A 25,190-nucleotide genomic window follows, 5' to 3' on the forward strand; every position below is an offset into this window, starting at 1 on the left:
GCCTTCGCCGGGACGACGAGGGAGAGATCGAACCAGTTCGCTTGTCCGGGATGACGGGGGATTGGATGGCTCGCGCACCATGCGAAAGGTCGCCTTTGACCTGTTCCGCCAGCCTGTTATGGTCGCCGTCGGCGATCGCCTGACGGACCGTAAGTCCATCGGGCTTGCCGGAACAGCGCTTCCGCCGGTCGCAGCCTAACTCAACCAACGCCGTCTTGCGCGCCGCCCTTGCGTGCGCCCGAGCGCGCATGGAGCGCTTCTGATGTCCCGCCTTTCCACATTGTTCTCCGCCTTTATCGTTCTGCTCTCGGCCGTCGCGCCTGCCGCCGCCGAGGACAAGACCATCACCGTGTTCGCCGCCGCCTCGATGAAGAACGCCCTCGACGAGATCGACGCGGCCTACACCGCCAGGACCGGCGTCAAGTTCAGCGTCAGCTATGCCGCAAGCTCGGTGCTGGCCAGGCAGATCGAGCAGGGCGCGCCGGCGGGCGTGTTCGTCTCCGCCGATACCGACTGGATGGACTACGCCATCAGCAAAAAGACCATCAACGAGCCGAGTCGGGTCAATTTGCTCGGCAACAGCATCGTGCTGATCGCGCCGAAGGATTCAGCGATCGACAACGTTACCATCGCGCGGGGATTTGACCTCGCCAAGCTCGCCGGCGACGGCAGGATCACGACCGGCGACGTGAAGTCCGTGCCGGTCGGCAAATACGCCAAGGCGGCGCTGGAGAAGCTGGGCGCATGGCAAGCGGCCGAGCCGAAATTCGCGATGGCCGAAAGCGTGCGCGCCGCGCTGACGCTGGTCACCCGCGGCGAGGCCAACCTCGGCATCGTCTATTCCACCGACGCCAAGGTCGAGCCCGGCGTGAAGATTGTCGGCACCTTCCCGGCGGACTCGCATCCCGCGATCATCTATCCCGTCGCAGCGACCGTGACCGCGAAGGGCGAGACCGGCGATTATCTCGCCTTCCTGCGCTCGGCCGCCGCCAAGACCATCTTCGAAAAATACGGCTTCAAGTTCCTGATCAGCCCCACCACTTGAGAGTTTCCGACTTGAGGTTCTGTAACTCGATGCCTGCGGCGTGATGACCGAGATTTCTCCGGCCGAATGGACCGCGATCCTGCTTTCGCTCAGGGTCGCCGTCATCGCAACGCTGGTGGCGACGCCGTTCGGCATTGCGCTGGCATGGTTGCTGGCGCGGCGCGATTTCTGGGGCAAGTCGATTCTCGATGCGCTGGTGCATCTGCCGCTGGTGCTGCCGCCGGTCGTCACCGGCTATCTCCTGCTGCTCACCTTCGGCCGGCGCGGCCTCGTCGGCGGTTTTCTGGCCGACACTCTCGGCATCGTCTTCTCCTTCCGCTGGACTGGAGCTGCACTCGCCTGCGGCGTGATGTCGTTTCCGCTGCTGGTGCGCCCGATGCGGCTGTCGATCGAGGCGATCGACCGCCGGCTCGAGCAGGCAGCCGAGACGCTGGGCGCAGCTCCATTCAAAGTGTTCTTCACGGTGACACTGCCGCTGGCGCTGCCCGGCGTGCTCGCCGGCATGGTGCTGGGCTTTGCCAAGGCGATCGGCGAGTTCGGCGCCACCATCACTTTCGTCTCGAACATTCCCGGCGAGACCCAGACAATTTCCTCGGCGATCTATTCGCTGATCCAGACGCCGGACGGCGACGCGGCAGCGGGCCGTCTTGTCATCGTCTCGATCGTGCTCGCGCTCGGCGCGCTGATTGCGGCAGAGTGGTTCGCACGCCGCGCCACCGCGCGCCTGCACGGGAACTGATCATGCTGCGCGTCGATGTCGAAAAGCAGCTTGGCGAATTCTCGCTCGCCGCGTCCTTCACCAGCGAAGGCCGCGTGACCGGGTTGTTCGGGGCGTCCGGGGCCGGCAAGACTTCGCTGGTCAATATGATCGCGGGCCTGTTACGCCCCGACCGCGGCACCATCGTCATCGACGGCGACGTCCTCGATGACAGCGCCGCCGGCATTCACGTCCCGACCTGGCGCCGCCGCATCGGTTATGTGTTCCAGGATGCTCGCCTGTTTCCGCATCTCAATGTCGCGCAGAATCTCGACTATGGACGGCGGATGAACGGCCTCGCCGCCGATCCGGCGCAGTACAAGCGCATCGTCGACCTGCTCGATATCGGCGCCCTGCAGGATCGCCGTCCCGGAAAACTCTCCGGCGGCGAGCGCCAGCGTGTCGCGCTCGGACGCGCGCTGCTGTCGCGGCCGCGCCTGCTGCTGCTTGACGAGCCGCTCGGCGCGCTCGACGAGGGCCGCAAGCTGGAGATCCTGCCCTATCTGGTGCGGCTGCGCGACGAAGCCAACGTGCCGATGGTCTATGTCAGCCACGACGTGGCCGAGCTGCGCCAGCTCGCGACCCAGATCGTGATGCTGAAACAGGGGCGGGTCGTGTCGTTCGGCGGGGTGAAGGTGTTGACGTGAGGGGGCGCCAAAGCAACATCTACCGCTCTCGTCCCGGCGAAGGCCGGGACCCATACCGCGTGATCTATCAAGAGAGCACAGTGCAGGTACCGGCAAAGAAAGAGTAACTGCTAGCCGTCGCCAAACTACTTCCTGTGGTTATGGGTCCCGGCCTTCGCCGGGACGACACACCGGGGCTCACCGCGCCTTCCGTCGCTTCGGCTTCACCGCCGCGAACATGCTCGTCAAATCCTCCGCTGCCGGCGCCGCATCATCGTCCAGATGCAGGCGGCTTTCGACGTGGATGAAATGCTCGCGCGAGACGGCGATGGCGCGCGTCCGGCGCCGCGTGGATCGTGCCGCGCGCGGCGATCGCGCCGCATTGGATCACAGCGGTGCTGGCGGGGGTGTGAACCTCGCCGACACCGTTACGGGTGACCGCAACTACCAGCCGCGATTGACGTTACGCACCTCACCGGTGTTGGCGTCCACGTAGACCTCCATCCAGCGGCCGGCGCGGTCGCGGCCTTGGATCTGCCATTCATCGCCGAGGAACTGGGTGTGCGAGACAGTCATGACGCCGATATCGGTGGCGACATCGAGCGCGGCCTGCATCGATATCTGGTCGCCTGTATCATAGGCCATCGCCGGCGCCGCCGATCCGAGGCCGATTGCGACGATGGCCGGCAAGACGAGTTTTCGCATGGATTGCTCCTGTCGAATAGTTTGACCGCTATGTCTTGAGAACGAGCGGCGTGGCGGAGCGTTCCGGGGGGTAGGGGTCACGAAGCCGCGCAAATCCACGGCGGTTGCGGCGATTCGGTGGCGGTTCCTCGCCCGAAACCGTCATTCCGGGGCGCCCGACTTGTCCGCCGAAGCTAAGAGCAAAGGCGGAAGGGTGAACCCGGAATCCATTTCGCCACACGTTCTGAGGTGAGATGGATTCCGGGTTCGCGCTAACGCGCGCCCCGGAATGACATTGGGAATTAAACCCCCGCCACCGACGTCCACAGCTCTGCCAGCTTGCGCCGCAGGGACTGCGCGCGCGTCAATGGCGCTGGTGCCTCCTCGTCTTCCGGCAGGCGCAGGCCGACGACGTTGACGCGGCCGCCGGAGATGCTGCGTGCGACGAGCACGATCGTGTCAAGCGCAAGCTCCGCTCCCTCCTTCGGGGCACGGTCGAGATGGACGTCGAAATAGTCGGCCAGCGTCAGCTTGCCCTCGTCGTCACTCACGTTCACGCCGTAGATCTCGGCAAGCTCGGCGAGGGTGTGCTCGCCGGAAACCATGAAGTCGCCGAGCAGATGCGGATCGGGCGCCGAGCTCGGCTGCATGTCGACGAAGAAGCGATCCAGCGACTCCGCTTTTTCCGGCGGCGCCAGCAGATAGATGTAGTCGCCCGGCGCGATCGGGTCGGCTTCCGTGGGCGTCAGGATGCTCTCGCTGCGGATCACCAGCGTCGGCTTGGACCAGGACGGGATCAGCCCGCGGCGGAAATACAGGCTCTTGGGCCGCACCGGATAGCCGACGAGCTGCTGCTCGAGCTGGCCGGGCAAATCGAGCTCGACCCGGCGCGGGCCGCGCTCGGCGCGCGGCAGCGCCACGTGCAGCTTGCGCGCCGCCGGCGCCAGCGTCCAGCCTTGCAGCAGCAGCGAGATGATGACCACGACGAAGGCGACGTCGAAATAGAGATAGGCCTTCGACAGGCCGACCAGCATCGGGATCGACGCCAGGAAGATCGCGACCGCGCCGCGCAGGCCGGTCCAGGCGATGAAGACCTTTTCGCGCCAGTTGAAGCGGAACGGCGCGAGGCAAAGGAAGACCGCGATCGGCCGCGCGACCAGCATCAGGACAAAGGCGATCGCGACCGCCGGCAGCACGCTGGCGCCGAGCCGGCTCGGCGAGACCAGCAGGCCAAGCAGGACGAACATCACGATCTGCGCCAGCCAGGTCGCCGCGTCCAGGAAGGCAACCACCGAATTATGCGCGCGCGTCGGCCGGTTGCCGATGACGATGCCGGCAAGATAGACCGCGAGGAAACCGGAGGCATGCATGATCTGCGAACCGCCGAAGATGACGAGCGCCCCCGTGGCCACGAACGGCGCGTGCAAGCCCTGCGGCAGCGCCACCTGGTTGAGTGCAATGACGACCAGTCGCCCGCCGATCACGCCGACGATGGCGCCCAGCACCGCCTCCTGGACGAACTCCATCAGCACGTGCCCCGCCGTGCTCGACCCCAGCGAGATGTATTCGACCAGCATCAGGGTGAGGAAGATCGCGAAGGGGTCGTTGGTGCCGGATTCCGCCTCCAGGGTCGCACCGACGCGCGGGCGCAGGCGAAGACCCTGGGTATGCACCAGCAGGAACACTGCGGCCGCGTCCGTCGAGGCCACCACGGCGCCGATCAGCAGCGACTCCGTCCAGTTGAGGTCGAGCGCATATTTCGCGAACGGCGCCGTGATCAGCGCGGTCAGGAGCACGCCGGCGGTCGCGAGCATCACGGAGGGCGCGAGCACGGTGCGGATGCTGGCAAAGCGTGTCCTTAAGCCGCCGTCGAACAGGATCAGCGCCAGCGCCACCGAGCCGACCAGATAGGTGGTGCGGACGTCGTCGAACTGCAGCTGCCCTGGACCGGAATCGCCGGCCAGCATGCCGATCACGAGAAAGACGAGCAGCAAGGGCGCGCCGAAGCGCAGCGCAAGCAGGCTTGACAGGATACCGGCCAACACCAGGACGGCGCCGAGCAATATGGCGAGGCTGACAGAGTCGAGGGAGGCCATCCACCTTCCGGGTGCAAATCGCTGGAAAGGCATCCTTATCGTCGGCACACTCCCGCGCCAACTCATTTTCGCCCGCTCGCGGCAATCTGCGCGTATTTTGCGGTCTTAACTCGGATCGCATGCCGGTGTATCGATGGCCCGGCCGCGTGCTTTGTGGGATTCTGCGGCCCCTCGAATCAAATCTTCCCACCCGCTTCCCGACGAGACCTCACGATGGACATGGACCTCAAAGACTTCATGGAGTTCGTGCAGACCACCGCGCGGAGCGTCGGGGCGGAAATCTCTTCGCCGTGGTTCTACCTGCAATTCGGTCTCATTCTGGTCGCGGCCGGCATCGCCTATGCCGCCGAGGCCGGCGTTCGCAACCGCGTCGACATGACCTCGCTGGCGATGCGCTGGCCGCTGCCGCTCCGGCATTTCGTCCGCGTGATGGTCACGAGTGCCTCGACGGCAGTGTTCACCCTGCTCGTGATCGTCTCGCGCGTCGTGATGTATCACGCCACGTGGCCGAGCCGCAGCTATCTGCTGACGGTCGCCGCCAAGCTGGGGTTCGCCTGGCTCGCGATCCGGCTCTTGACCTCGGTGCTGCGCAACGCCTTCATCGTCAAGCTGGTGTCGATCACGGCATGGTTCGTTGCAGCGCTGTCCATCACCGGCCAGCTCGATGCGACCGTCGATTTGCTCGATTCCTATGCGATCGTGCTCGGCGGCTTGCGGCTGACGCCGCTCCTGGTGATCAAGGCCGGCGCGCTCCTGCTGTTCGCGCTCTGGCTGACCAACATCGCCAGCAATTTCGCCGAGAGCCGGATCAACTCGACCACCGACCTGACGCCGTCGGTGCAGGTGCTGCTGGTCAAGATCATCCGCATCGGGCTGCTCGCGGTCGCCATCGTGATCGCGCTCGGCTCGGTCGGCATCGACCTGTCGGCACTCGCGGTGTTCTCCGGCGCGGTCGGCGTCGGCATCGGTATCGGCCTGCAGAAGATCGTCGCCAATTTCATCTCGGGCATCATCCTGCTCGCCGACAAGTCGGTGAAGCCGGGCGACCTCGTTACCATCGGCGACAATACCGGACGCATCAGCGCGATGAAGACGCGCTATATTTCCGTCGCCGCCGGGGACGGGCGCGAATTCCTGGTGCCGAACGAGGATCTGGTGACGCAGAAGGTCGTCAACTGGACCTATACCGACAAGAACACGCTGGTGAAGATCGCCTTCGGCACCAATTATGACGCCGACCCAAAGCTGGTCTGCAAGCTCGCCGCCGAGACCGCCGCCGCCCATCCCCGCGCGCAGAAGGGCAAGCCGCCGAACAGCATCCTGACCGAGTTCGCGGAAGCCGGGATGAAGTTCTCGCTGACCTTCTGGATCGCCGATCCGGACGGCATGGACAACGTCAAGAGCGACGTGATGCTGGCGTTGTGGGACGCTTTCAAGCGCGAGGGCATCCGGGTTCCCTATCCCGTCCGCGAAATCCGCATCCGCGGCGGCGCGCTGCCGGTCGAAACCACCGTAGAAGTCCCGAATTGAGCCAGCTTTCGGGCGCATGGCAGGCTTTGGCTTGCATGAAGGCCCGCGATCATTAAATTAGGACCCGAAATCAAGCCTTTCCGCCGACATCGAGATCAGCCCCGAGCCCGTAAAGACCGTATGATGAGCTACGTCGAAGCCTCCGATACCTCCCTGCGCAAGACCGGACAGATCAAGCTGCATGGGCCAAGTGCCTTTGCCGGTATGCGCAAGGCGGGCGCGCTGGTGTCGAAGTGCCTCGATGAGCTCACCGACATCGTCAAGCCGGGCGTGCCGACCGAGCGCATCGACGAATTCGTCCGCGAGTTCGCCTTCAGCCATGCCGCCTATCCGGCGACGCTGATGTATCGCGGCTATCGCTACTCGACCTGCACCTCGCTCAACCACGTGGTCTGCCACGGCATGCCCGGCGACCGCCCGCTCAAGGAAGGCGACATCGTCAACATCGACGTCACCTTTATCCTCGACGGCTGGTATGGCGATTCCAGCCGGATGTATGCAGTCGGCCCGATCGCACGCAAGGCCGAGCGGCTGATCGAGGTAACGTATGAAGCCATGATGCGCGGCATCGCAGCGGTGAAGCCCGGCGCCACCACCGGCGACATCGGCCACGCCATCCAGAGTTTTGTCGAGCCGCAGGGCATGAGCGTGGTGCGCGACTTCTGCGGCCATGGCCTCGGCCGCATGTTCCACGACGAGCCGAACATCATCCATATCGGCCGGCCCGGCGAAGGCGTGCAGCTCAAGCCCGGCATGTTCTTCACCATCGAGCCGATGATCAATCTCGGCAAGCCGCATGTAAAGATCCTGTCCGACGGCTGGACCGCGGTGACCCGCGACCGCTCGCTGTCGGCGCAGTTCGAGCACTCCGTCGGCGTCACCGCCACCGGCGTCGAGATTTTCACACTGTCGGAGCGGCACGGCGAGAAGCAGGTCGGGTGAACATTTGGGGCGCCGGCTGCTGCCGCCGTAGCCAAATCAGTATAAGGCAGATTTGCCGTCGCAATTGACGGTTGCAAAAGAACCGACCCGCGGCGATGCTGGCGGCCGATGCCCGCCAAAACCGACCACGACAAGAGCAAGCCGGAAGAAGCGCCGCACTATCTCGGCCATCGCGAGCGGCTGCGCGAGCGCTTCTACAGCGCGGGGGCGGATGCGCTCAGCGACTACGAGCTCTTGGAGATGGCGCTATTTCCGGCGCTGCCCAGGCGCGACACCAAGCCGCTGGCAAAAGCGCTGATCAAGACCTTCGGCTCGTTCGCCGAAGTCGTGCACGCGCCGGTGGCGCGGCTGCGTGAGGTCGAGGGCGTGGGCGAGCCCGCGATCAATCAACTCAAGCTGATCGCGGCGGCGGCGCATCGCGTCGCCAAGGGCGAGGTGAACAGCCGCAACGCGCTGTCGTCCTGGAATGAGGTGATCGACTATTGCCGCACCAGCATGGCATTTGCCGACAAGGAGCAATTCCGGCTGCTCTTCCTCGACAAGCGCAACCAGCTGATCGCCGACGAGGTGCAGCAGACCGGCACCGTCGACCACACCCCGGTCTATCCGCGCGAGGTGATCAAGCGCGCGCTGGAATTATCCGCAACCGCGCTGATCCTGGTGCACAACCACCCCACTACCCCTTCTTCGAGCACGCTGGATCACGCTCGATCCCTCTGAAACACTTATAGAATTAGATGTTTTATCGCATTGCGCATTGGGGGCGGCCATGGCAAATTGGGAGCGGTTAAAGGGATAGAGAACGGCTTTCCGCTCCCAGCAAACGCCCCCCGTTTCTCCCCGACCGATCCCAGTTGCGGAACAGAAGAAACGCCATGCCAAGCCTGACCGACACCGCGATCCGACATGCGCTGAAGCGCGTCGAACTCAGCCAGAAACAAGAAAACCTCGCAGATGGTGAAGGCCGCGGCACCGGCCGACTCGTCCTCGTCCTCAAGCCGATGCCGAAGCGCGTGACCGCTGATTGGATGGCGCAGCAATGGCGCGACGGTAAACGCGCTAAAAAGAAGCTCGGCGCTTATCCGTCGACGTCCTTGGCTCAGGCGCGCGAGATATTCAAGCGCGACTACGCCGATGTGATCCAGAAGGGCCGGAGCATCAAGATCGCAACAGACACCCGCCCCGGCACCGTCGCTGATCTGTTCGAGGGTTATGTCGCGTCGCTCAAGGCCGCCGGCAAGCCGTCCTGGACGGAGACAGAGAAAGGCCTCAACAAGATCGCCGACACGCTCGGGCGCAACCGACTCGCGCGCGAGATCGAGTCTGAGGAAATCGTCGAACTTATCCGGCCCATCTACGAGCGTGGCGCCCGGTCGATGGCGGATCACGTTCGATGTTACATCCACGCGGCTTATGGTTGGGGGATGAAATCGGACAACGACTATCGGAATACATCCCCGCGCCGCTTCCGTATCCCATACAATCCGGCCTCGGAAATTCCGACCGAACCCAAGGTCCAGGGCACGCGCTGGCTTAATGAGGAAGAGTTCGTGCAACTCTATCGCTGGCTGGAATGCCCCGATACGCCGGTTCATCCCTCCTATCCTCGCGCTGTGCAACTGATCATGCTGACCGGTCAACGCGTCGAGGAAATCGCGCGCCTGCATGTCGATCAATGGGATGCGCCGGAGAGGATCATCGACTGGTCCAAGACCAAGAACCTTCAGCCGCATGCCGTTCCAATGCCGTCGCTCGCCACCGAGCTGATTGCGTCGATCAAGCCAAATAAGTACGGCTGGTTCTTTCCCTCAGCGAAGGACCCATCCAAGCCCGTGAGCCACGGCACGCTCTATAGCTTCGTTTGGCGCCAACGGGACCGCGGCGTGATCCCCTATGCAACAAACCGGGACCTCCGGCGGACCTTCAAGACTCTGGCCGGCAAAGCCGGTGTGTCAAAGGAAATTCGAGATCGTCTGCAAAATCATGCGCTGCAAGACGTCAGCTCCAAGAACTACGACCGCTGGCATTACATGCCTGAGAAGCGTGCCGGTATGGCAAAGTGGGACAAGTTCGTGCGCTCCATGCTTATCAAGAAGCGCCTGAAGGCGGCGGCATGACCAAGCGCCCCTCCAGGCCCACGGCTCCGCGCAATGGCGCGGGATCGGCGACCGAGATCGACGCGCAGAGCTACTCGGCATTCGTTGGCGATCTCAAGAGGAAGATCGCCGAGGCGAGGCATCGTGCCGGCCTATCGGTGAACCGCGAATTGATCCTGCTGTACTGGACGGTCGGCCGCGACATTCTCTTCCGGCAGGAGCAGGAAGGTTGGGGCGCCAAGGTCATCGATCGCCTCGCCGGCGACCTTGGCCGCGCTTTCCCCGAGATGACAGGCCTGTCCGCCCGAAATCTCAAGTATATGCGGGCGTTTGCGGAGGCCTGGCCGGACGGCGAATTTGTGCAACAAGTTGTTGCACTATTGCCCTGGGGCCATAACGTCCGACTGCTGGACGCCGTCAAGTCGCCTGAGGAACGCGCCTGGTACGCTCGCCAGGCCATCGAACACGGATGGAGTCGAAACGTCCTCCTCCATCAGATCGACAGCAACCTATTCACCCGTCAAGGCAGCGCGCTCACAAACTTTTCGCGGACCCTGCCGGCGGATCAGTCCGAACTGGCCCAGCAGATCCTTAAAGACCCCTACACTTTTGATTTTCTCTCGCTCGGCCCCGAGATGCTGGAGCGTGACTTGGAGCGCGGGCTGATCGAGCACCTCCGCTCGCTCATCCTCGAACTCGGCAAGGGCTTCGCCTTCGTCGGCAGCCAATACCATTTCGAGGTCGGCGGCCAGGACTACTATCTCGACCTTCTCTTCTATCACTTACGGCTGCGCTGCTTCGTGGTGATCGAGCTGAAGATCGAGGACTTCAAACCCGAATTCGCGGGAAAGATGAACTTCTACCTCTCGGCGGTCGACGACCAGCTTCGGCACAAGGATGACCAGCCGACGATCGGCATCATTCTTTGCAAGGGCCGCAACGAGGTCATCGTCGAGTATGCGCTGCGCGATACCAGCAAGCCGATGGGCGTAGCCCACTATCAACTCTCGCCAGCCCTGCCGCCGCAGCTTCAGCAAGATTTGCCAACCGTAGAGGAATTCGCTCGCGAGTTTCCGCTCATGTCCGTTATCAAGTTGCGGATCGAGATCGAGCGCGCGCTGCGCGATTTCATGGCCGACAATGGCTTTGCTCCCACTCGACCGATCGCCCTGGCCGCGATGTTGCGCGAGCTGCAGCGTCGCGGCCTCGCGCCTGCCAGTACCGCGCAATTCATCGACTCGCTACAGGTCATGAACGAAGTCGTGCATGGTCTGAACGTCGACCCAGAAAGCGCGCAGCGAGCCGTAGACGTCGGCACGGCTTTTCTGGCTGAAGTTCGAAACTCGCGCGGAAACGACCCCGTACACGGCGAAATATAATGATACACGAACTCTTCCTTCGACGTTATCCTCAGCAGATATATCGGGCCGATCGCCCATCTCCCGAGATCCACACCACTTCTTCGTGCAGGCCACACAACGTGGGACGATTTTTCACGCAAATCGCACGCCCGCACGGCTGGCGTTTCTCGCCTGTGTCGCGATATTCCATTCCGTTGACCGTTTCGCCGAAGGTAGCGGGAAGAGATCGGGCCAAGCTGATATTGAGTTATGCTAGCGTATCGCGATTCGGGAGAATACGATGCGCAAAGGAGAGGCCAAGGCGGCATTTGAAAGCATGTTCGATAGATGGGAGAAAGAACTTGGTATCACCATCACTGCGGAGCATGACCCTAGTTTTTCTGATTTCTGCTTTTGGGTAGATCGCAATCATTTCTCACACTATTTTCAATTCGGGTCCGTGATCGGCGCGCGTGAGGATGTCGAGAGTTGGTTCATCGATCGCTTTGGGCAGCGTTGGAGATATTAGCAGGCATTTGCGCGGGTACGAGCTGCATGGCCCCACGTGGTCGGGTTGCGAATGTCCGCCGTTCACGAATGTGTCGCATCCCCTCCATGTCCTTTCCGAAAGAACTGAAGTGCATTGCCGCGCATGATTCGGTCAATCAGGCCACCGGTGTCCTCAAGCGGGATCCAGCCTTCAGCGACCAATTGTGAGAGTGTTTGCGCAATTCCACGGCGCGCTACCAACGCATGGCCCATAAATTGGCTCGACAGCGACATAGTCGCCACCGAAGGTGAAGATCTTGCTGGACGGAACCGCCATCAGAAACTCCTTCAGAAAGCGAACGCCTGCCACCGGATTGATAATCCATGCCCAGCACATGTCGATCGCGGCCTTAGGGTAATGTTTGGCCAGGGCGATAAACTCGTGCTCGTACGGATAACCGATATGCATTAGGGCGAATCGGGTTTCTGCAACAGACGGCAGACGTCTGCGGCATTGCTGCGAGTACGACCGAGTTGCATCACGCCGTGGCCAGCCAAAAAGCCGGTGTGCAGCTTGACCGGAAGGCCGCAACCGCCAGCCTTGCCGACGCAATAGTGGAACAGATAATCTTGCAGCGCCTTGAGATCGTCATGACCGAGAGCATGTAATGCGCCGACTCTGTCGGCATGGTGGGGAAATAGCCTTGACGCATGCGCTTTGGTGACTGACAGGCTCGAAATCGAGAGCGCGCGAATAGGCAATTTGCGATTTTACAGCCACGGCTTTGGCGCCGTATGTTGCGAAATACAAGTCGATTACGTCACGTCGAGCCACTCGTCGGGCGTCTGCCTGTCTCGGCCTCCACCCACGCAAAGTCAGCAGCACTACACCGTCGTCCGTTAAGAAGGCGAATTGAGCGGGGCTGGACCGGCCAGCACGCGCCATAGTTGGACCAGGAACAGGCACAAGAGTTCTCTGAGCCAGGCGAGGATGCGGCGGAAGTTGTGGCCGACGGCTGAGAGGATGACGTTGGCGGCGTCTCCGGCACGGCCTTTGAGATGGCAGCGACCGAGGTGACCTTCGGTCTTCATGTGGCCGATGATGGGCTCGATGGCGGAGCGGCGGCGCAGCTCGCGCTTGATGATCCCGAAGACGCCGCGCTTCTGGCCGGAGATGAAGACGCGACGAGGATTTTGAGCGTCGTGGCCGCGATACCCCTTGTCGACATAGGCCCGCACGATCGGACATCCGGTGATCGTCTCGGTGCGGTCGATGACGTTCCGCAAGGTGTGACCGTCGTAGGGATTTTCGGGCAGCGAGCTGGCATGCAGTACGAACAGGCCGCCGGAAGCTCGGCGATTGTTGGTGACGATGGAGGCCTTCACGCCGAACTCGTAAGGGGCTGAGGCCTTGCCTTTGCCGATGCACTCCACCTCCGGGGCATGAAAGGAATAGAGCTTCCAGCCGCGCTGGCGCTGCTGCTGGGAGCGGATCTGGCTGGCTCGGCCAAGCGGAAGGGCGAATGCCTCCTCGAGGGCTGGCTGGCCCTCGATCTTGCGACGGATGTCGCGGATGATCCGGCCCAGCCGGCTGCGCAGGATACGCAACTGCCGCTGATGCCGCCCGAACTGTTTGGCATGGGCGTAGCGGCCCGCCATCATCGCGGCGGCCTTGGCCACGCGAGAATAGGATTGCCGCAGCCTGACGCCGTGCCTTCTCGCCAGGCGGTTGAGGCCCTTGATGGCCGCATGAAGCAGCTTGGCGTCGGTCGGGAAGGTGATGGCCTTCGGCTGCACCGTGGTGTCGACCGTGACGCGCTTGAGGTCCTGGCTGCGTAAGGCGCCGGCTTCGTGCGCCACCCGCAGGCTCTCGGCCAGCAGCAGCTCCAGCTTGTCGCCGAGCCGCTTGCGCCAATGGCTCAGGTCCGAGCGTTCGTGCGGGAAAGCGTGCTGGAAAAACTCTTCGCCGGTGAAGAACTGGAAATAAGGGTCGTGGACCCAGCGCTCGCACACCCCCTCACGCCCGTGAGCTTTGCCCCCCATGACGAGATCGGCAGTCGAAGGGATCAGCTGTACAATGCTATCTGCTGATAGGTTCAAATTAGGGACACGCAACACCAGATTCCGGCGAAATGGAACGGGTGTTCTCGAAATCGGGGTCTCGCAAGAAATGATGGTCGTGGGGGCTCGTATTACCCGGTTTTTGCGATTGGTGGAAACAGTCATTCCGCGATTGGCGGCCTAGACCATTGCCCTCCCAAAGGTGGAAGTCACACGTTCGTATCGTGTTTGGTGCGCCACTCATTACAAAACTGGGCACTCCAAAAACTGTCAATCGGCGTTCAAATTTGGCTCTGCGTATTCGATGATCCCTTTTGTTTTTATGGCGCGCCAATAAGCCTAGCCTGAAGGAGATCGAGCTTAGCGCGCCCGTACATCTGCCGTTTGACCAGCTTGAGCTTGGTGATCTGCGCTTCCACTTGGCCATTGGACCATGGTTGCGTGATAGCTGCGTGCACCGCGCGCTTATCACTGGCGATGCCATTCGCGAACGAGCCAATGAGGCTGCGCTTGGATTCATCTATCCAAGGTTCGAGCTCGATCGCGGCCCTCTTTCTGATCATCCAGTGGAAGCGGCCAACGAGAGCGTGGGTAGCGGCCAGCCGAGGAACGCTTTGTTCCATAGCGGCAACCGTCAGGGTTTCGGCCTTGGTTAGGTGGTCGCGCTTCCTCGTCATCAACTGCGCTATCGTCCTGGCGGCGGGGACCTTCTGCAATTGTTGACGGCTGATAGTCTCGGCGCGCCGCCGTCGCGTCGCCCATTCCGCCACCACGCGCAGCGATCGCTTAAAGCCTTGCCCTCTTAAACGGCGCCAGAGTTCGGCACCGTTGCGACAGCCGCCTGACCATTGCGCGTCCAGGAACGGCAGGTGCCCCATCCAGGGTGCTTTGACGGGTGCGGAACATATCCGTACCGCCGCCGCGACTAATTTGGCGAACCAGATTGCGACTATGTCCTGTGCGGCGGACGATCTCCTTGAGCGGCACACCATCGCTGACAAGAGCCGCAATTGCGGCATGGCTGTCCTGGCGCCGCAGATAGCCCTGATAGCGAAGCTTTTCCGCGCAGGTCAGCAGTTTAAGATCGATCGTCGTCGCCCCGATTGCGGTTCGGATTTTGCTCATGGAGCGGCGCACCGCATCAAGGAAGGCCGCGCTCGCGTTTTCCATCAGATGCCAGCGGTCGGCGACCTGGACGGCGTTCGGGAGCGCCTTGGCTGCTGCCTCGCCATATCCACCACCGCGATCTCGCGACACAATGTTGATGCCCGGGTGCTTCGACAGCCACGCCTGAACGGTCGCCGTTTCCCGGTCGGGCAGCAAGGCAACGATCCGCCGACGCTCCAAATCGCACACGATGGTCCCGTACCGACGGTTTCTCCGGAACGCCCAGTCATCGATACCCACAACAAGCAATGGATCCGTCGGCATCGCCGTCCGCCGGCGGACCACCCGCAGCAAGGTATCGTTGCTGACAGGCAGCATGAGCCGCTTGGCGAAGCTTGCTGCCGGCCGGCTGCCGAGCGCCAACCCCAGGTGATGGACGATGTGTTCGAGCCGTGTCGTCCGACGCCGTCGAATGAGAAAATACCGTTTGAAAGAACGAATTGAAGGACAATCGCCCATTGGCATGCTCGCCTCGCCTCAACTGTCTATCCCAGCCAAACCACAAAACTACTGCAGTCCGTTGCGCTCGGCTACAGTCCCGTTAAGGTTGAGCAACAAATTTTGCGATGCTCATGGTGATCCTACAGTCCTGCTTATGGGCGCATAGATGCGATGATTCAGGTCAGCGCGCTCGGTAATGCAGGCCTGCGGGGCCGCAATTTGAACGGGATGCAAATACAGTGGTTCGATCAAGAACCGAAGCTGCTAGGGTGAGACACCGATAGGGGGCGAGAGATGAAGTGCGGTGCAGTTGTGTTTCACATTGGTTCCGATGGCGGCGCTTGCATGTGTGACGCACGCGGGGGCTGCAAAACGCGCCTCGCGGACCGAGCGGATCAAGCAATACACTCAAACCTACCAAAGCACTTGCAAGCCACAGTTGATTTGTACGCCTGACTGCTAGGATCTCTACGATCTTTTGCACCGCGAGGGGATTGATGTGGGAGGCCCGTGCAAGCCTAGTCAATAATTGGATCGAGGTACAGTTCTGCAACTCCGAAGTGGTTGAAGTCCGAAGTGTTTGAAGAGAGAATTGACGAGTATTTTTTCCGTCGACTTCCGAGTCCACGAGAAGGTCGCCCAAAGCGCGGCAGTTGTTGTTCGACCTTTGTCATTACTTCGGTGCCGGCACCTTGAGGCTTTTAAGGGACTCTCCAAGTTCGCGGACTTTGGCCGCCCCGACGTCAGTACCGAAGCCCCACAAAAATGCCGCGAATATTTCGGGATAGGTGCCGACGAATGTCGGGGCCAAGAGAAAGGGCTCCATTGCTGGAGCCCCCTCAGTCGGGCCGTTCTACTCACAGCGGAAGATACTGCGCCACACGTTGCCGCGATAACACGCGGCCGAAGCCCTAAAGCCGATACACTGCGCCCGGTTTAGCAGCGTCCTCATCGTGGCTGCCCACTGCCGGGAAGCCTGCTGTTTTTATTTTTGTCGGCTAACCATGCATCATCCTGTTGGTATTTGTGTTGGTATCGGCAGCAATATGAGAAAAAGTTTGTTTTCAATTCAATTGGTTAGGTACTAGACGATTGTCGGCCAGGGCCGCGTGCCGCGTCGTTGATAGACGCGTCATCGAAAGTGATGCGCGATCTGCAACGTCCCGCATTCCGTTGGATGTGAGGTTCGACGTGCAAGCTCTCCGGCTCGAGCGCCGCTTGATGGCAGGAGAAGCGACAGTTCGGAAATGAGCACACGGGGAGAAGACTTCCGCCAAACGCTTGTAACGGCTACAGAAAAGTGTTACGCGATAGGAAACGATTCGGGACGGGATGGTTGTGGATATCTGCTTTCGCGAAGCCAGGCTGCGCCGGGTCTTCAACGACGATAGCCTGCTTCGGAAACGGTACGGCGACGATCTCGCTTCGAAGATCGCGACGCGAATGGCCGTGCTGAGAGCGGCCAAGCACTTAGGCTTTGTACCTCAACGGCCGCCAATAAGACTGTGCAAGCACGACGGATCGCCGACGATGTTCACCGTCGATGTGGATCCGCCGCGACGACTCCGCTTCGTAGCGATCGGCACTCGCCCGCAGAGAGATCAGCGCCTCGCGCTGGACCGTGTTCACTCCATAGAGATCGTGGCATTCGACCCGAATTGACCGTCGCCATTCATGGATCCAACGAATGATGCAAGGCAACCGTTACGATCCGAACTACGCAGCGCCGCCAGGCGCGCTAATTCAAGAATATCTAGACGAGCACGGGATATCTGCTCGTGAACTGGCGCGGCGTTGTGGTCGCTCAGCGAAGCTGATCACCGAAATCGTACTTGGGAAAGCGGCCCTCGAGCCTGACACCGCACTCCAATTGGAGCGCGTCCTCGAGCTCGACGCATCGGTATGGATCCAGATGGAAGCTGCATATCGGCTGCATTTAGCGCGGGAAGAGGACGGTCACCGCCTTGCGGCATTCGAATCTTGGGTTTCTCAGTTCCCTCTAGAAGAACTTTTCGAAAGAGGTTTCTTGGAGAAGACGAAGAATTCGGCCGACAAGGTCCGTCAATTCATTAAATTCTTCGGCGTGGGAAGCGTCGAGGCGTGTCAGGACCGCTTTAAGGAAATGACCGAGGTCGCCTATCGACATTCTCCGACCTTCATGAGTTCTAAAGAGTCGCTTCTGGTTTGGCTTCGCATGGGCGAGATAGACGCCGAGCGGATCCACTGCAAGGACTACGACCGCAACTCCTTTCTCGACGCCCTCCGCAAGATCCGAACCCTAACGAACAAGCCGCTCGAGAAGTTCGTACCGGAGATGACGACGCTTTGCAGCCGGGCAGGCGTCGCCTTCATCATAGTACGTCCCGTCAGTCGACTTGCGCTAAGCGGCATTTCGCGCTGGCTTTCCCCCAGGAAGGCACTGATCCAGCAGACGATGCGACACCTTTCAAATGATCATTTTTGGTTCACTTTCTTTCACGAGGCCGCCCACCTGTTGCTTCACAGCAGAAAGTACGTCTTCATCGACAATGGCAACTCGGGAAATGCGAATCCAAGCGAAGAGCTGGAAGCGAATGACTGGGCCGCAAATTTCCTGATTCCGAAGCAGGCGCTCGAGGACTTCATCGGAGCGGGATCCTTCGACGAGAATTCTGTGCACGAATTTGCAAAAGAGCAGGTTATCCATCCAGGGATCGTCGTAGGTCAGCTCCAGCACCGCGGTGCGGTCGGGTTCAACCAGCTCAACAAACTGCGCGTCTGGTTCGAGTGGGCCGAGTAGCAGCCGCCGTCCAAAATACCCCTCGTACTTTCTGGCCCGTCACGATCTGGCAGCCGTTCCCAAGGCGGCCGGATGGGTTGTCCCGCGTCGCTTGCCCAGTGATTGATATTTTCTGTTTCGCAATAGGAAACATAAAATTTGACATACTCAAGCGTTCGGGCATAATCCCGGCATGCCCGGCACGATTCTTTGTCCGCGGGCCATCGGCTCGGCGCCCGAAGGGCCGCGAAGGAGACAGCTATGACTGAAAACCTCAACGTCACGGTCGTTTACCCGGCGGCGCGCAAGCCGTTCGAACAGCACGATGCACCGCCGACGGAAACGCTCGGCACCTTGAAGCCGCTGGTGCTGCAAGCGTTCGGTCACGAAGAAACCACCGGACCGGACGGCAGCACGACGACCTAACGTTCTATCGCGGCAAGGAGGCGCTCACTGATCTCGGCCAGACACTCGGCTCGATCGCGGGACGCGCGCACGCCCCGACTATTTGCTTCCTTCCTTGCCAAGCCGCACGCTTCCAATGTGCAGCGCTTTGATCCAGACACGCCAGTCGACGAAAGACACCTGCAATGAAGAAATGCAATTCTATCACAACTAAAGCGCTGGGCACGGCCGCTCTAGCGCTGACCTTAGTGACAGGCGCGGCGCTCGCAGGCGAATACAACACCGACAAGATTGGCGAGGTTCTGCTGCACTCGCGTCGCGACCTAACCCTGGTGTGCGCTCATCGAGGCCTGCATGGCACGCTGGTTGGTACCAACATCCACATTCCCGAGATCCGGGATATTCCCGAAAACTCTCGTGCCGCGATCAAGGCCGCCGCGGACAAGAACATCGAATGCGTTGAAATTGATCTGCGCTCGACCAATTGGGGCGACGTGATCTTGCTCCACGACACCAAGCTGGGCCGTACCACGAACGTCGGCGCAGTCAGGGGCAGCGGCATGCAAAACTACGACCCGTACAGTGATACGGGCTACAATCCGTTGCTCTCGGAATACTATTTTCCGCCGGAAGAGTTAAAACTACGGACAGCTAGCGCCAACGTGAATTCGGTCTCCAAAGAAAACTTGCCGAGCCTGGGCGACATCTTGCAATATATCAAAGACAACAAGATCGCTATCATTCTGCTTCTGGACATTCGGGATGTCGACACCGCCCGTTCGGCGTGGGATATCGTGAAGAGACACAAGAACGCTTGGGGCACCCCGGCTAGCAAGTGGGTGTACTTCAAGATGAATGTCTCCAAAATCAGAGCCGCCACGCCGGTGGACTTTGAGGAGCTTGGTATCTTTGACACGAAATCGGAGGCGGGATCTTTCCGCTTCATTCCAGGGTTTCTCCCGAACTTTATCGATACTAGTAGAGGGACCGATCAAGCGCTCCAGAACTGGCGCGCTTATTACGACAGGCCTTACGTGTGGGGGACCGAATTAGTGGTGAAGCAATACGACAATCGGCTCAGCTTCCCGCTAAACAACATCATGAACGCCTATTCCGCGTTGCGGACAACCGGTTATCCCAAGGTGATGGGCAATTACCAACCGGTTCCAGAAACAAAAAACTATCAGTATTTCTCGCACCTTGGGCGGTGCTGCGTCATGCCGACGGATTGGTACTGGAAGTCCAAATTTGGCTATGGGGAGGATACCGCTGATCATCGGGAAGACTTGAACTGGATGATTAACCTCGCAGGTTCGAGCTACGGCTACGTTCTCACCGACGACCCGCTGACCGCCATCCAGACTCTCAAGAAAGCCAACCGCCGTAACACGAGCGTGATCTGGAACGACTGAGCTTCGATTGTCCCCATCGCTCCTTCCGCGGCAAGGTGTGCCGCGGTTTGCTTCATGCGAAAGCCTGAGATGACGCCGCCATCCGATAACACAACGCCGACCCCTCCATCAATTCACCGAAGCAAGCGACGGCAGCCACATCGGACGCTTCGCAGATCATCAGCTGGCGCAACGCATCCTCCTCGAAGAAAACGTCGCCCTCGAGAAGCAAGCAGTCCGGTGCGCCTGAACGTCGACAATAATCAGTTGACCAGGCTGCCCGATCCGCTTCCGGCGGCTCTACGCCGGCGGGCCGAACCAGTTGTCCGTCCAGACACTTCGTACGCCAAAGCTGTTTGGCATAACGACTGAACGTCCCCGCTCATGGGAAAGCATTCAGGTTGTCGGCACCTGGTGACAACCACGTTTCTCGTCCGCGCCGCTTGCGTTTCGGGATGTAAGAGGCCGGATATGGAATGTAAGAGGTCGGACATATTGTCACGCCCGACTCGTTGGGTTGAATCGCACGTAGCGTGAGGTCGCACGATCCTGAACGTAGTTGGCGATGGCTCCAAAGCTTCACGATGGATAACAAACGTTGCGAATATCACAAGTGTTGAGCCGCAGGCCGCCTGAGGCTGTTGCGCACTCTTCGGGGTGCTTGGTGCGCCAAGCAGTTTATGCACCGCATCGGTGACGTCGGTGCGCTTGCCACCGGAGCAGGGCGACCAATTCGAGACCAAGCGGGGACGTGAGCGATGATCCGAAAGTACCGGGGCGGTGGCGCCTAGCCGCAAGAGCGCATTCGATGCTTTCGTTGCGTCGACCTGCGTTCCGAGAGACGGTGATGCTGGGCATTGCGCTAGAAGAAACGCGGATTGGGAGAGATATGATGAGTCAGAGCCAGCGCACCTGTTGGACCTACAGAGCACATCGATGTGCGACAGCCGTCGCGGTCCTTGCGACAACAACGGCTTGTGCACGGAGCCGGCACGTCCGCCGATATTGTTCAGTTGGTCCTTCGGTGGGCAGTGATTGCGTGAGTAGCTGTCATCCTAACAGTGCTGCGTAGTCGTTCTGAAGTCATGATGCGATCTGGAGTCTTGACGCTACCCCTCGTACGAAGTGCCCGAAGACCAAGACCCTGCAATTCGGCTCGGCTCGCGGCTTGCTTCGTTCACGGCGTCATCACCAATCGCGGTGTGGTCATCTTCGAGGCGGACTCGGCGCGCATTGCCGGTAGCGTCTGGGTTTGCTGTGCGGCGATAACTTAAGGCGCTCGGTTGTGGACCGGGACAATGCAAAGGAGTCTTTGATGCGATCTGGAGTTCTTTTTTGGGCAGCCACAACAATTGCGCTCCTCCCAAGCGGTGCAGTCCATTCGGCGGACTTGGAGCCTGCAGTGAGGCTACCGGCAGCGGTGTGGAGCTGGTCCGGAGGATATATTGGCGGGCACGTCGGCGGTGGGTACGGCCGGACCTCCTTCAGCAATCCCTACGGTCCGTCAATCTATGGGGGCGTGGTCGATACCCCTTCGTTTCTGGCAGGTGGTCAGACCGGCTACAACTGGCAGATGAGCAGCTGGGTCGTTGGCGTCGAACTGGATGCCAGCGGTGCTGCCTCCGACGGCACAAATACCTGCCTCGCCGCCTCCGGCAGGATTGTGAGCGCAAACTGCAAGGCAAGTCCAAACGTCTTTGTCAGCGGGACCGGTCGCGTAGGTTATGCGTTTGGCGCGCAAGGCCACACGCTGGCCTACCTCAAGGGAGGCGTAGCTTGGCAAAACAATCGGGGCGACGTCGCCAATAACAACGAGTTTGATCAGTGGCCACAGGAGAAAACTCATTTCGACTATGGTCGCGTCGGTGAGGTCATCGGGCTGGGCGTCGAGCAAGCGCTTACGCCTGCATGGTCCGTCAAATTTGAGTATGATTATCTGCATTTCGGCGGCCCGAGTGTCGCGACCCCTCCGACCGTGCAGGATCCGCCGTTTGCCATTCTTCCGGCGAACACAACCAGCCTATCGAGCAACTACCACATTGGAAAGGTCGGGTTGAACTACCACTTTGGCGCCGACCCGCGCGCCTCGCAATGGTTCGATGCGCCGCTGTATGCAAAAGAACCCAGCAGCGTGCCGCCGATTGCGTACACGGCCGGTTGGTCAGTCGAAGGCGGATCGCGGCTCTGGCTCAGCCGGGGAAGATTCCAGTGGGACCACGGCATAGACCCAAGCATTCTCATATCGAGGCTCACTTATCACGGACTAGACGGACTTTCGGGAGAACTATTTGGCCGTGTTGACAGCCCGTGGGGAATATTCCTGAAGGGCAATATTGGCCTCGGGCGCTTCAACAAAGGAAACATGAATGACGAAGATTGGGGCGTTGACCTCTCCTACGTCAACTCAGTATCAGGCCAGGCAAACGGAAACTTCACGTACTACACGGCCGATGCGGGTTACGACTTCCTGCGCGGCACCAACTACAAGGTCGGCGGATTTATCGGTTGGACCTATTACGGCCAAAAGTCGGACTCGCTAGGAGACGTGCAGATCGCTAACCCCATGATGCCAAGCTTGGCACCGGGTGACGACAGGGTCGTCGGCAGCCAGGATACTCAGTGGAATGCGCCTCGTGTCGGCCTAAGCGCCGAAACCATGCTCACCGAGCGTTGGCGCTTAAGCGGCGACGCCGCTTACCTGCCTTGGACCGGTTTCAGGGGTCGTGACAATCATCTCTTGCGCAAAACGACCACCTTCGATGATCAACGCGGGGATGGAGGCGGGGGGGGTCCAGCTTGAGGGCGTGTTGTCTTATCTCGTTACCAGCAACTTCAGCGTCGGCGTCGGTGGCCGCTATTGGGCAATGTGGACCAAAAAGCACAGCGATACGACATGTACCGGCTGCGGCCCGGACCCGATCAGTGTTGATGAGCTTGGTAGTGAGAAGTACAGTATGGAGCGCTGGGGTACGTTCTTACAGGCCTCCTATAAGTTCAATTGAAACGGCTCAACCGTAGCCAGGCTCCAGACTCCGGAAGAGCAGCCACCGCGAAAAAGGTCGACCGGCCGAGCAGATAGAACGCGAGAAGGATGTCGACAATCATCATCCCCACCGCATGCCTAGAGCGGGTTCGGTTCGAATTGCATCGCAGGCGAGTCTCAAAGTGAGCGAAGCGTGATTCATCCTTGTGGCCGGGAGGAGGCCGGCAAGGATGGCGCATGCAGACGCTTCGGATTCGGGTGATCAAGGCTGTTGTTGAGGACGGTCTTTCGCGGAACTAAGGCGGCTCGGATTTTCCGGGTCGGGATCGCGAGTGCGATTCGTTGGGTGAGCGCGTTCGAGGTGACGCACCGCACGACGCCTTTGCCAACCGGCGGGACCGGCGTTCCGTGCTGAGGCCGCACAGGGATTGGCTCCCGGAACTGCGGCGCAATGAGAACGATCTGACGCTCGATGCGATCGCCGAGCGTCTGCTTGGCACGCACGGCGTGGAAGCTGACAAGTCGATGCTGTCGCGCGCTTCTTCGCCGGTCGATCCCCGTCAGCCGCTGGATCTCTCGTTGGCTCGTCTGGCGCTCAATTAACGTAAATACGGCGCTTTGCAGATGCGGCTTCAAGACGCTCAACTCCCGGTCCCCTCTTCCCTAAAGGGGGCGAAAATAAACGTCCTGCTGCGCGCTTTGCGGCCGATCAGCCGCCCAGCCAGGCGGAATCAGGTGGGGGAGTTTGAGGTGACCTCACCCGGGGGATTTTGACCGACCGTCGGGGCAAGCGGACGAGGCCGATCGCGCGTCGCAGCGCGACGGGAAAGCTATCCGCAGAGCCGTCAGGCTGGACGATCTCATAGGCGAGTTCGAGGTCTTCGGTGCCACGAACACGAACACGGTAGACCGGTTCGCCCGCGACCTTGCCGTCGTGTTCGAGGGCAGGAACGGCTGTATCTTCGCCGGTCCATTCCCAAGGGCAAGAGGGTTTCATCTAGCTGCTCATTCCGGCACCGACGGGCAGGCACAGAACAGCCTCGATGGAGAACCCGGCTTCGATATCTCGGTCGTGATAGTCGGGTTCGGAGAGAGTCGTCGGATTGACGGGGCTGAAGAGAAGCGCGATGGCTTCGAGGATCGCGGTCTTGCCGACGTCGCCGCCACCGAGAATGACATCACGCCGCGCGACGGCTTCCACTTGAGAGAGGTGATGCCGCGAAAGCGGTCTATGGTGAGAGCGTAGATCGCAGCGGCCGGCGGTTTGGCTGACGGTGCGGTATCGGTCATCTGGCCTCCCAGACTTGTCGCCAGGCGAATTCCGAGGGACGGATTCGATAGCGAGCGAAATTGCCTTCATGCAGGCCTATCAGTTCGGCTTCGACGATTTCGGCGAAATGCTCGCGGTCGTCGGGGACGATCTCTTTCTCCGACCAAGCTGCTATTCTTGCTGCGACGTCACTCCAACCCACGCGCGCGCGGACAAGTTCGGCGATGAGCTCGCGAAACTGTTCGCGGTAGCGAAGTCGGAAGGGATCGGGTTCGCCGAGGGATTGGCGAACGGCGGCGTAGCGAGCGGCCGAGCGCCCATAGGCCCAGATGAAGACGTCCTTGAGAAGGTCGATTTTCTTCAACTCGTAAACACCGAGCACGGCTTCCGTATAGATCTGCCGGGGCACATCGGCGAACGACAGCGGCGCTAGGTTGCGCTTGATGAGCGGGATGTTGGCGGCGAGGCGCGACACGCGCTTGTTCACGTCGTCGAAGGGCTGCAGGTATGGAAGCTGCACCATCACGAAGAACGCTTGTTCGAAGGGGTCGCTGATCGCGGCAGCGGTTGCCAGTATCTGATCGAAGCTTTCCTCAATGAGCTGCGGCACCTCCAGCGGATGGAAGGCGGAGCGTTCGATACCCGGCGATGTAACGCAGCCTGCCTGCCGCTCGGAAAACGTTTGGGACGCGCGCTGGAGCCGCGCGATCGCTTTGCTTGTGGCACTCAACAAACCACAGTCTCCCACCGACGTATGATAGTTATTCCTTCCCACGACGTGGACGCGCTGGCTTGCGACCTTTAGGCAAAGTCTTGGGAATCCCCGCACGTTTGGCCCGCACGTTTGGAAGGCCGAACAAAGAACTCGGACAACTGAACGTCCAGCGTTTCGGCGATGCGGCTGAGAAGATCAATTGTCGGGTTTTTCGATTGCCGCTCAAGACAACCCAGGTAGGAGCGGTCAACCCCGGCCTCGTAAGCCAATTTCTCTTGCGAAATACCGCGCTCCACGCGGATCCGACGCACATTTCTGGCCACAAGCGCGCGAGCTTTCATGCGCCAAAGCATGTCATTCGGCCGGGCCGTCAAACCACTGGCTATAACCAGAG

At 60.7% G+C, this 25,190-nt stretch carries 24 protein-coding genes and 3 pseudogenes; 15 read left to right on the plus strand and 12 right to left on the minus strand.

Features of this window, described 5'->3' with window-relative positions:
• Window positions 1-262 precede the first annotated feature (262 nt).
• The 3 genes from modA to modC are packed head-to-tail and all read left to right on the plus strand — an operon-like array spanning window position 263 to window position 2,449.
• On the plus strand, window positions 263-1,045 hold the full coding sequence (gene modA, locus FXV83_RS21245) for a molybdate ABC transporter substrate-binding protein (protein ID WP_148741353.1): 783 nt from the start codon (window positions 263-265) through the stop codon (window positions 1,043-1,045).
• Window positions 1,046-1,088: 43 nt separating this feature from the next.
• The gene (gene modB / locus FXV83_RS21250; protein WP_148741354.1) at window positions 1,089-1,784 is read left to right on the plus strand and encodes a molybdate ABC transporter permease subunit; all 696 of its coding nucleotides are present in this window, start codon (window positions 1,089-1,091) and stop codon (window positions 1,782-1,784) included.
• Window positions 1,785-1,786: 2 nt separating this feature from the next.
• Window positions 1,787-2,449 (plus strand): molybdenum ABC transporter ATP-binding protein, encoded by a 663-nt coding sequence (gene modC / locus FXV83_RS21255; RefSeq protein ID WP_148741355.1) that lies wholly within the window; start codon window positions 1,787-1,789, stop codon window positions 2,447-2,449.
• Between the two features lie 423 nt (window positions 2,450-2,872).
• Here modC and FXV83_RS21265 read toward each other — a convergent pair whose 3' ends face one another.
• On the minus strand, window positions 2,873-3,133 hold the full coding sequence (locus FXV83_RS21265; RefSeq protein ID WP_148741356.1) for a PepSY domain-containing protein: 261 nt from the start codon (window positions 3,131-3,133) through the stop codon (window positions 2,873-2,875).
• 281 nt (window positions 3,134-3,414) lie between these two features.
• Complete coding sequence (locus FXV83_RS21270) at window positions 3,415-5,208, minus strand: potassium/proton antiporter (protein WP_148741357.1); 1,794 nt, start codon at window positions 5,206-5,208, stop codon at window positions 3,415-3,417.
• Window positions 5,209-5,421: 213 nt separating this feature from the next.
• On the opposite strand from FXV83_RS21270, the gene FXV83_RS21275 reads away from it, so the two are divergent.
• From FXV83_RS21275 to FXV83_RS21300, 6 genes are all read left to right on the plus strand, one after another.
• Window positions 5,422-6,738: a mechanosensitive ion channel family protein gene (locus FXV83_RS21275; RefSeq protein WP_148741358.1), complete on the plus strand. Its 1,317-nt coding sequence runs from the start codon at window positions 5,422-5,424 to the stop codon at window positions 6,736-6,738.
• Window positions 6,739-6,861: 123 nt separating this feature from the next.
• On the plus strand, window positions 6,862-7,680 hold the full coding sequence (map, locus tag FXV83_RS21280; RefSeq protein ID WP_148741359.1) for a type I methionyl aminopeptidase: 819 nt from the start codon (window positions 6,862-6,864) through the stop codon (window positions 7,678-7,680).
• Between the two features lie 108 nt (window positions 7,681-7,788).
• Complete coding sequence (locus FXV83_RS21285; protein WP_148741360.1) at window positions 7,789-8,400, plus strand: JAB domain-containing protein; 612 nt, start codon at window positions 7,789-7,791, stop codon at window positions 8,398-8,400.
• Between the two features lie 155 nt (window positions 8,401-8,555).
• Window positions 8,556-9,797: a tyrosine-type recombinase/integrase gene (locus tag FXV83_RS21290; protein WP_148741361.1), complete on the plus strand. Its 1,242-nt coding sequence runs from the start codon at window positions 8,556-8,558 to the stop codon at window positions 9,795-9,797.
• Complete coding sequence (locus tag FXV83_RS21295) at window positions 9,794-11,155, plus strand: PDDEXK nuclease domain-containing protein (protein ID WP_187436051.1); 1,362 nt, start codon at window positions 9,794-9,796, stop codon at window positions 11,153-11,155. The genes FXV83_RS21290 and FXV83_RS21295 overlap by 4 nt, the downstream gene beginning before the upstream one ends.
• 262 nt (window positions 11,156-11,417) lie before the next feature.
• Complete coding sequence (locus FXV83_RS21300) at window positions 11,418-11,645, plus strand: hypothetical protein (RefSeq protein ID WP_148741363.1); 228 nt, start codon at window positions 11,418-11,420, stop codon at window positions 11,643-11,645.
• Between the two features lie 171 nt (window positions 11,646-11,816).
• Here FXV83_RS21300 and FXV83_RS21305 read toward each other — a convergent pair whose 3' ends face one another.
• From FXV83_RS21305 to FXV83_RS21315, 4 genes and pseudogenes are all read right to left on the minus strand, one after another.
• Window positions 11,817-12,074 (minus strand): hypothetical protein, encoded by a 258-nt coding sequence (locus FXV83_RS21305; protein WP_347341072.1) that lies wholly within the window; start codon window positions 12,072-12,074, stop codon window positions 11,817-11,819.
• Window positions 12,074-12,367: a hypothetical protein gene (locus FXV83_RS45165; protein ID WP_347341073.1), complete on the minus strand. Its 294-nt coding sequence runs from the start codon at window positions 12,365-12,367 to the stop codon at window positions 12,074-12,076. The genes FXV83_RS21305 and FXV83_RS45165 overlap by 1 nt, the downstream gene beginning before the upstream one ends.
• 138 nt (window positions 12,368-12,505) lie before the next feature.
• Window positions 12,506-13,624 (minus strand): annotated as a pseudogene (locus FXV83_RS21310) (IS5 family transposase); the annotation flags it as partial.
• A gap of 362 nt (window positions 13,625-13,986) precedes the next feature.
• A pseudogene (locus FXV83_RS21315) lies at window positions 13,987-15,238 on the minus strand (ISL3 family transposase); the annotation flags it as partial.
• A 1,368-nt stretch (window positions 15,239-16,606) separates the two neighbouring features.
• Between FXV83_RS21315 and FXV83_RS21320 the strand changes: the two are divergent.
• The 4 genes from FXV83_RS21320 (at window position 16,607) to FXV83_RS21330 (ending at window position 19,849) form a co-directional block, all read left to right on the plus strand.
• A complete protein-coding gene (locus FXV83_RS21320) occupies window positions 16,607-16,936 on the plus strand; it encodes a hypothetical protein (RefSeq protein WP_148741365.1) in 330 nt (109 codons plus the stop codon).
• Between the two features lie 25 nt (window positions 16,937-16,961).
• On the plus strand, window positions 16,962-18,053 hold the full coding sequence (locus FXV83_RS21325) for a HigA family addiction module antitoxin (RefSeq protein ID WP_148741366.1): 1,092 nt from the start codon (window positions 16,962-16,964) through the stop codon (window positions 18,051-18,053).
• Window positions 18,054-18,293: 240 nt separating this feature from the next.
• A complete protein-coding gene (locus tag FXV83_RS42880) occupies window positions 18,294-18,458 on the plus strand; it encodes a hypothetical protein (RefSeq protein ID WP_187436053.1) in 165 nt (54 codons plus the stop codon).
• A gap of 164 nt (window positions 18,459-18,622) precedes the next feature.
• Window positions 18,623-19,849, plus strand: a complete 1,227-nt coding sequence (locus tag FXV83_RS21330; protein ID WP_148741367.1) for a glycerophosphodiester phosphodiesterase family protein — start codon at window positions 18,623-18,625, stop codon at window positions 19,847-19,849.
• 26 nt (window positions 19,850-19,875) lie between these two features.
• Here FXV83_RS21330 and FXV83_RS44150 read toward each other — a convergent pair.
• Window positions 19,876-20,066: pseudogene (locus FXV83_RS44150) on the minus strand (phosphocholine cytidylyltransferase family protein); the annotation flags it as partial.
• Between the two features lie 1,077 nt (window positions 20,067-21,143).
• Between FXV83_RS44150 and FXV83_RS21340 the strand changes: the two are divergent.
• The gene (locus FXV83_RS21340) at window positions 21,144-22,628 is read left to right on the plus strand and encodes an outer membrane beta-barrel protein (RefSeq protein WP_148741368.1); all 1,485 of its coding nucleotides are present in this window, start codon (window positions 21,144-21,146) and stop codon (window positions 22,626-22,628) included.
• A gap of 7 nt (window positions 22,629-22,635) precedes the next feature.
• Window positions 22,636-22,830 (plus strand): hypothetical protein, encoded by a 195-nt coding sequence (locus tag FXV83_RS44155; RefSeq protein WP_148741369.1) that lies wholly within the window; start codon window positions 22,636-22,638, stop codon window positions 22,828-22,830.
• A 179-nt stretch (window positions 22,831-23,009) separates the two neighbouring features.
• Here the strand turns inward: FXV83_RS44155 and FXV83_RS21350 are convergent, their stop codons facing one another.
• The 5 genes from FXV83_RS21350 to FXV83_RS21365 form a co-directional block, all read right to left on the minus strand.
• A complete protein-coding gene (locus FXV83_RS21350) occupies window positions 23,010-23,447 on the minus strand; it encodes a hypothetical protein (protein WP_187436056.1) in 438 nt (145 codons plus the stop codon).
• A 73-nt stretch (window positions 23,448-23,520) separates the two neighbouring features.
• Window positions 23,521-23,808 (minus strand): hypothetical protein, encoded by a 288-nt coding sequence (locus FXV83_RS43510; RefSeq protein ID WP_210250742.1) that lies wholly within the window; start codon window positions 23,806-23,808, stop codon window positions 23,521-23,523.
• Window positions 23,809-24,012, minus strand: a complete 204-nt coding sequence (locus FXV83_RS21355) for a hypothetical protein (protein WP_148741371.1) — start codon at window positions 24,010-24,012, stop codon at window positions 23,809-23,811.
• Between the two features lie 85 nt (window positions 24,013-24,097).
• Window positions 24,098-24,811 (minus strand): Fic family protein, encoded by a 714-nt coding sequence (locus tag FXV83_RS21360; protein ID WP_235939970.1) that lies wholly within the window; start codon window positions 24,809-24,811, stop codon window positions 24,098-24,100.
• A gap of 71 nt (window positions 24,812-24,882) precedes the next feature.
• Entirely contained in the window at window positions 24,883-25,149 is a 267-nt protein-coding gene (locus FXV83_RS21365; protein ID WP_347341075.1) for a helix-turn-helix domain-containing protein, read from the minus strand.
• Window positions 25,150-25,190: the final 41 nt, after the last annotated feature.

Source organism: Bradyrhizobium hipponense, assembly GCF_008123965.1.
Lineage (GTDB): Bacteria > Pseudomonadota > Alphaproteobacteria > Rhizobiales > Xanthobacteraceae > Bradyrhizobium > Bradyrhizobium hipponense.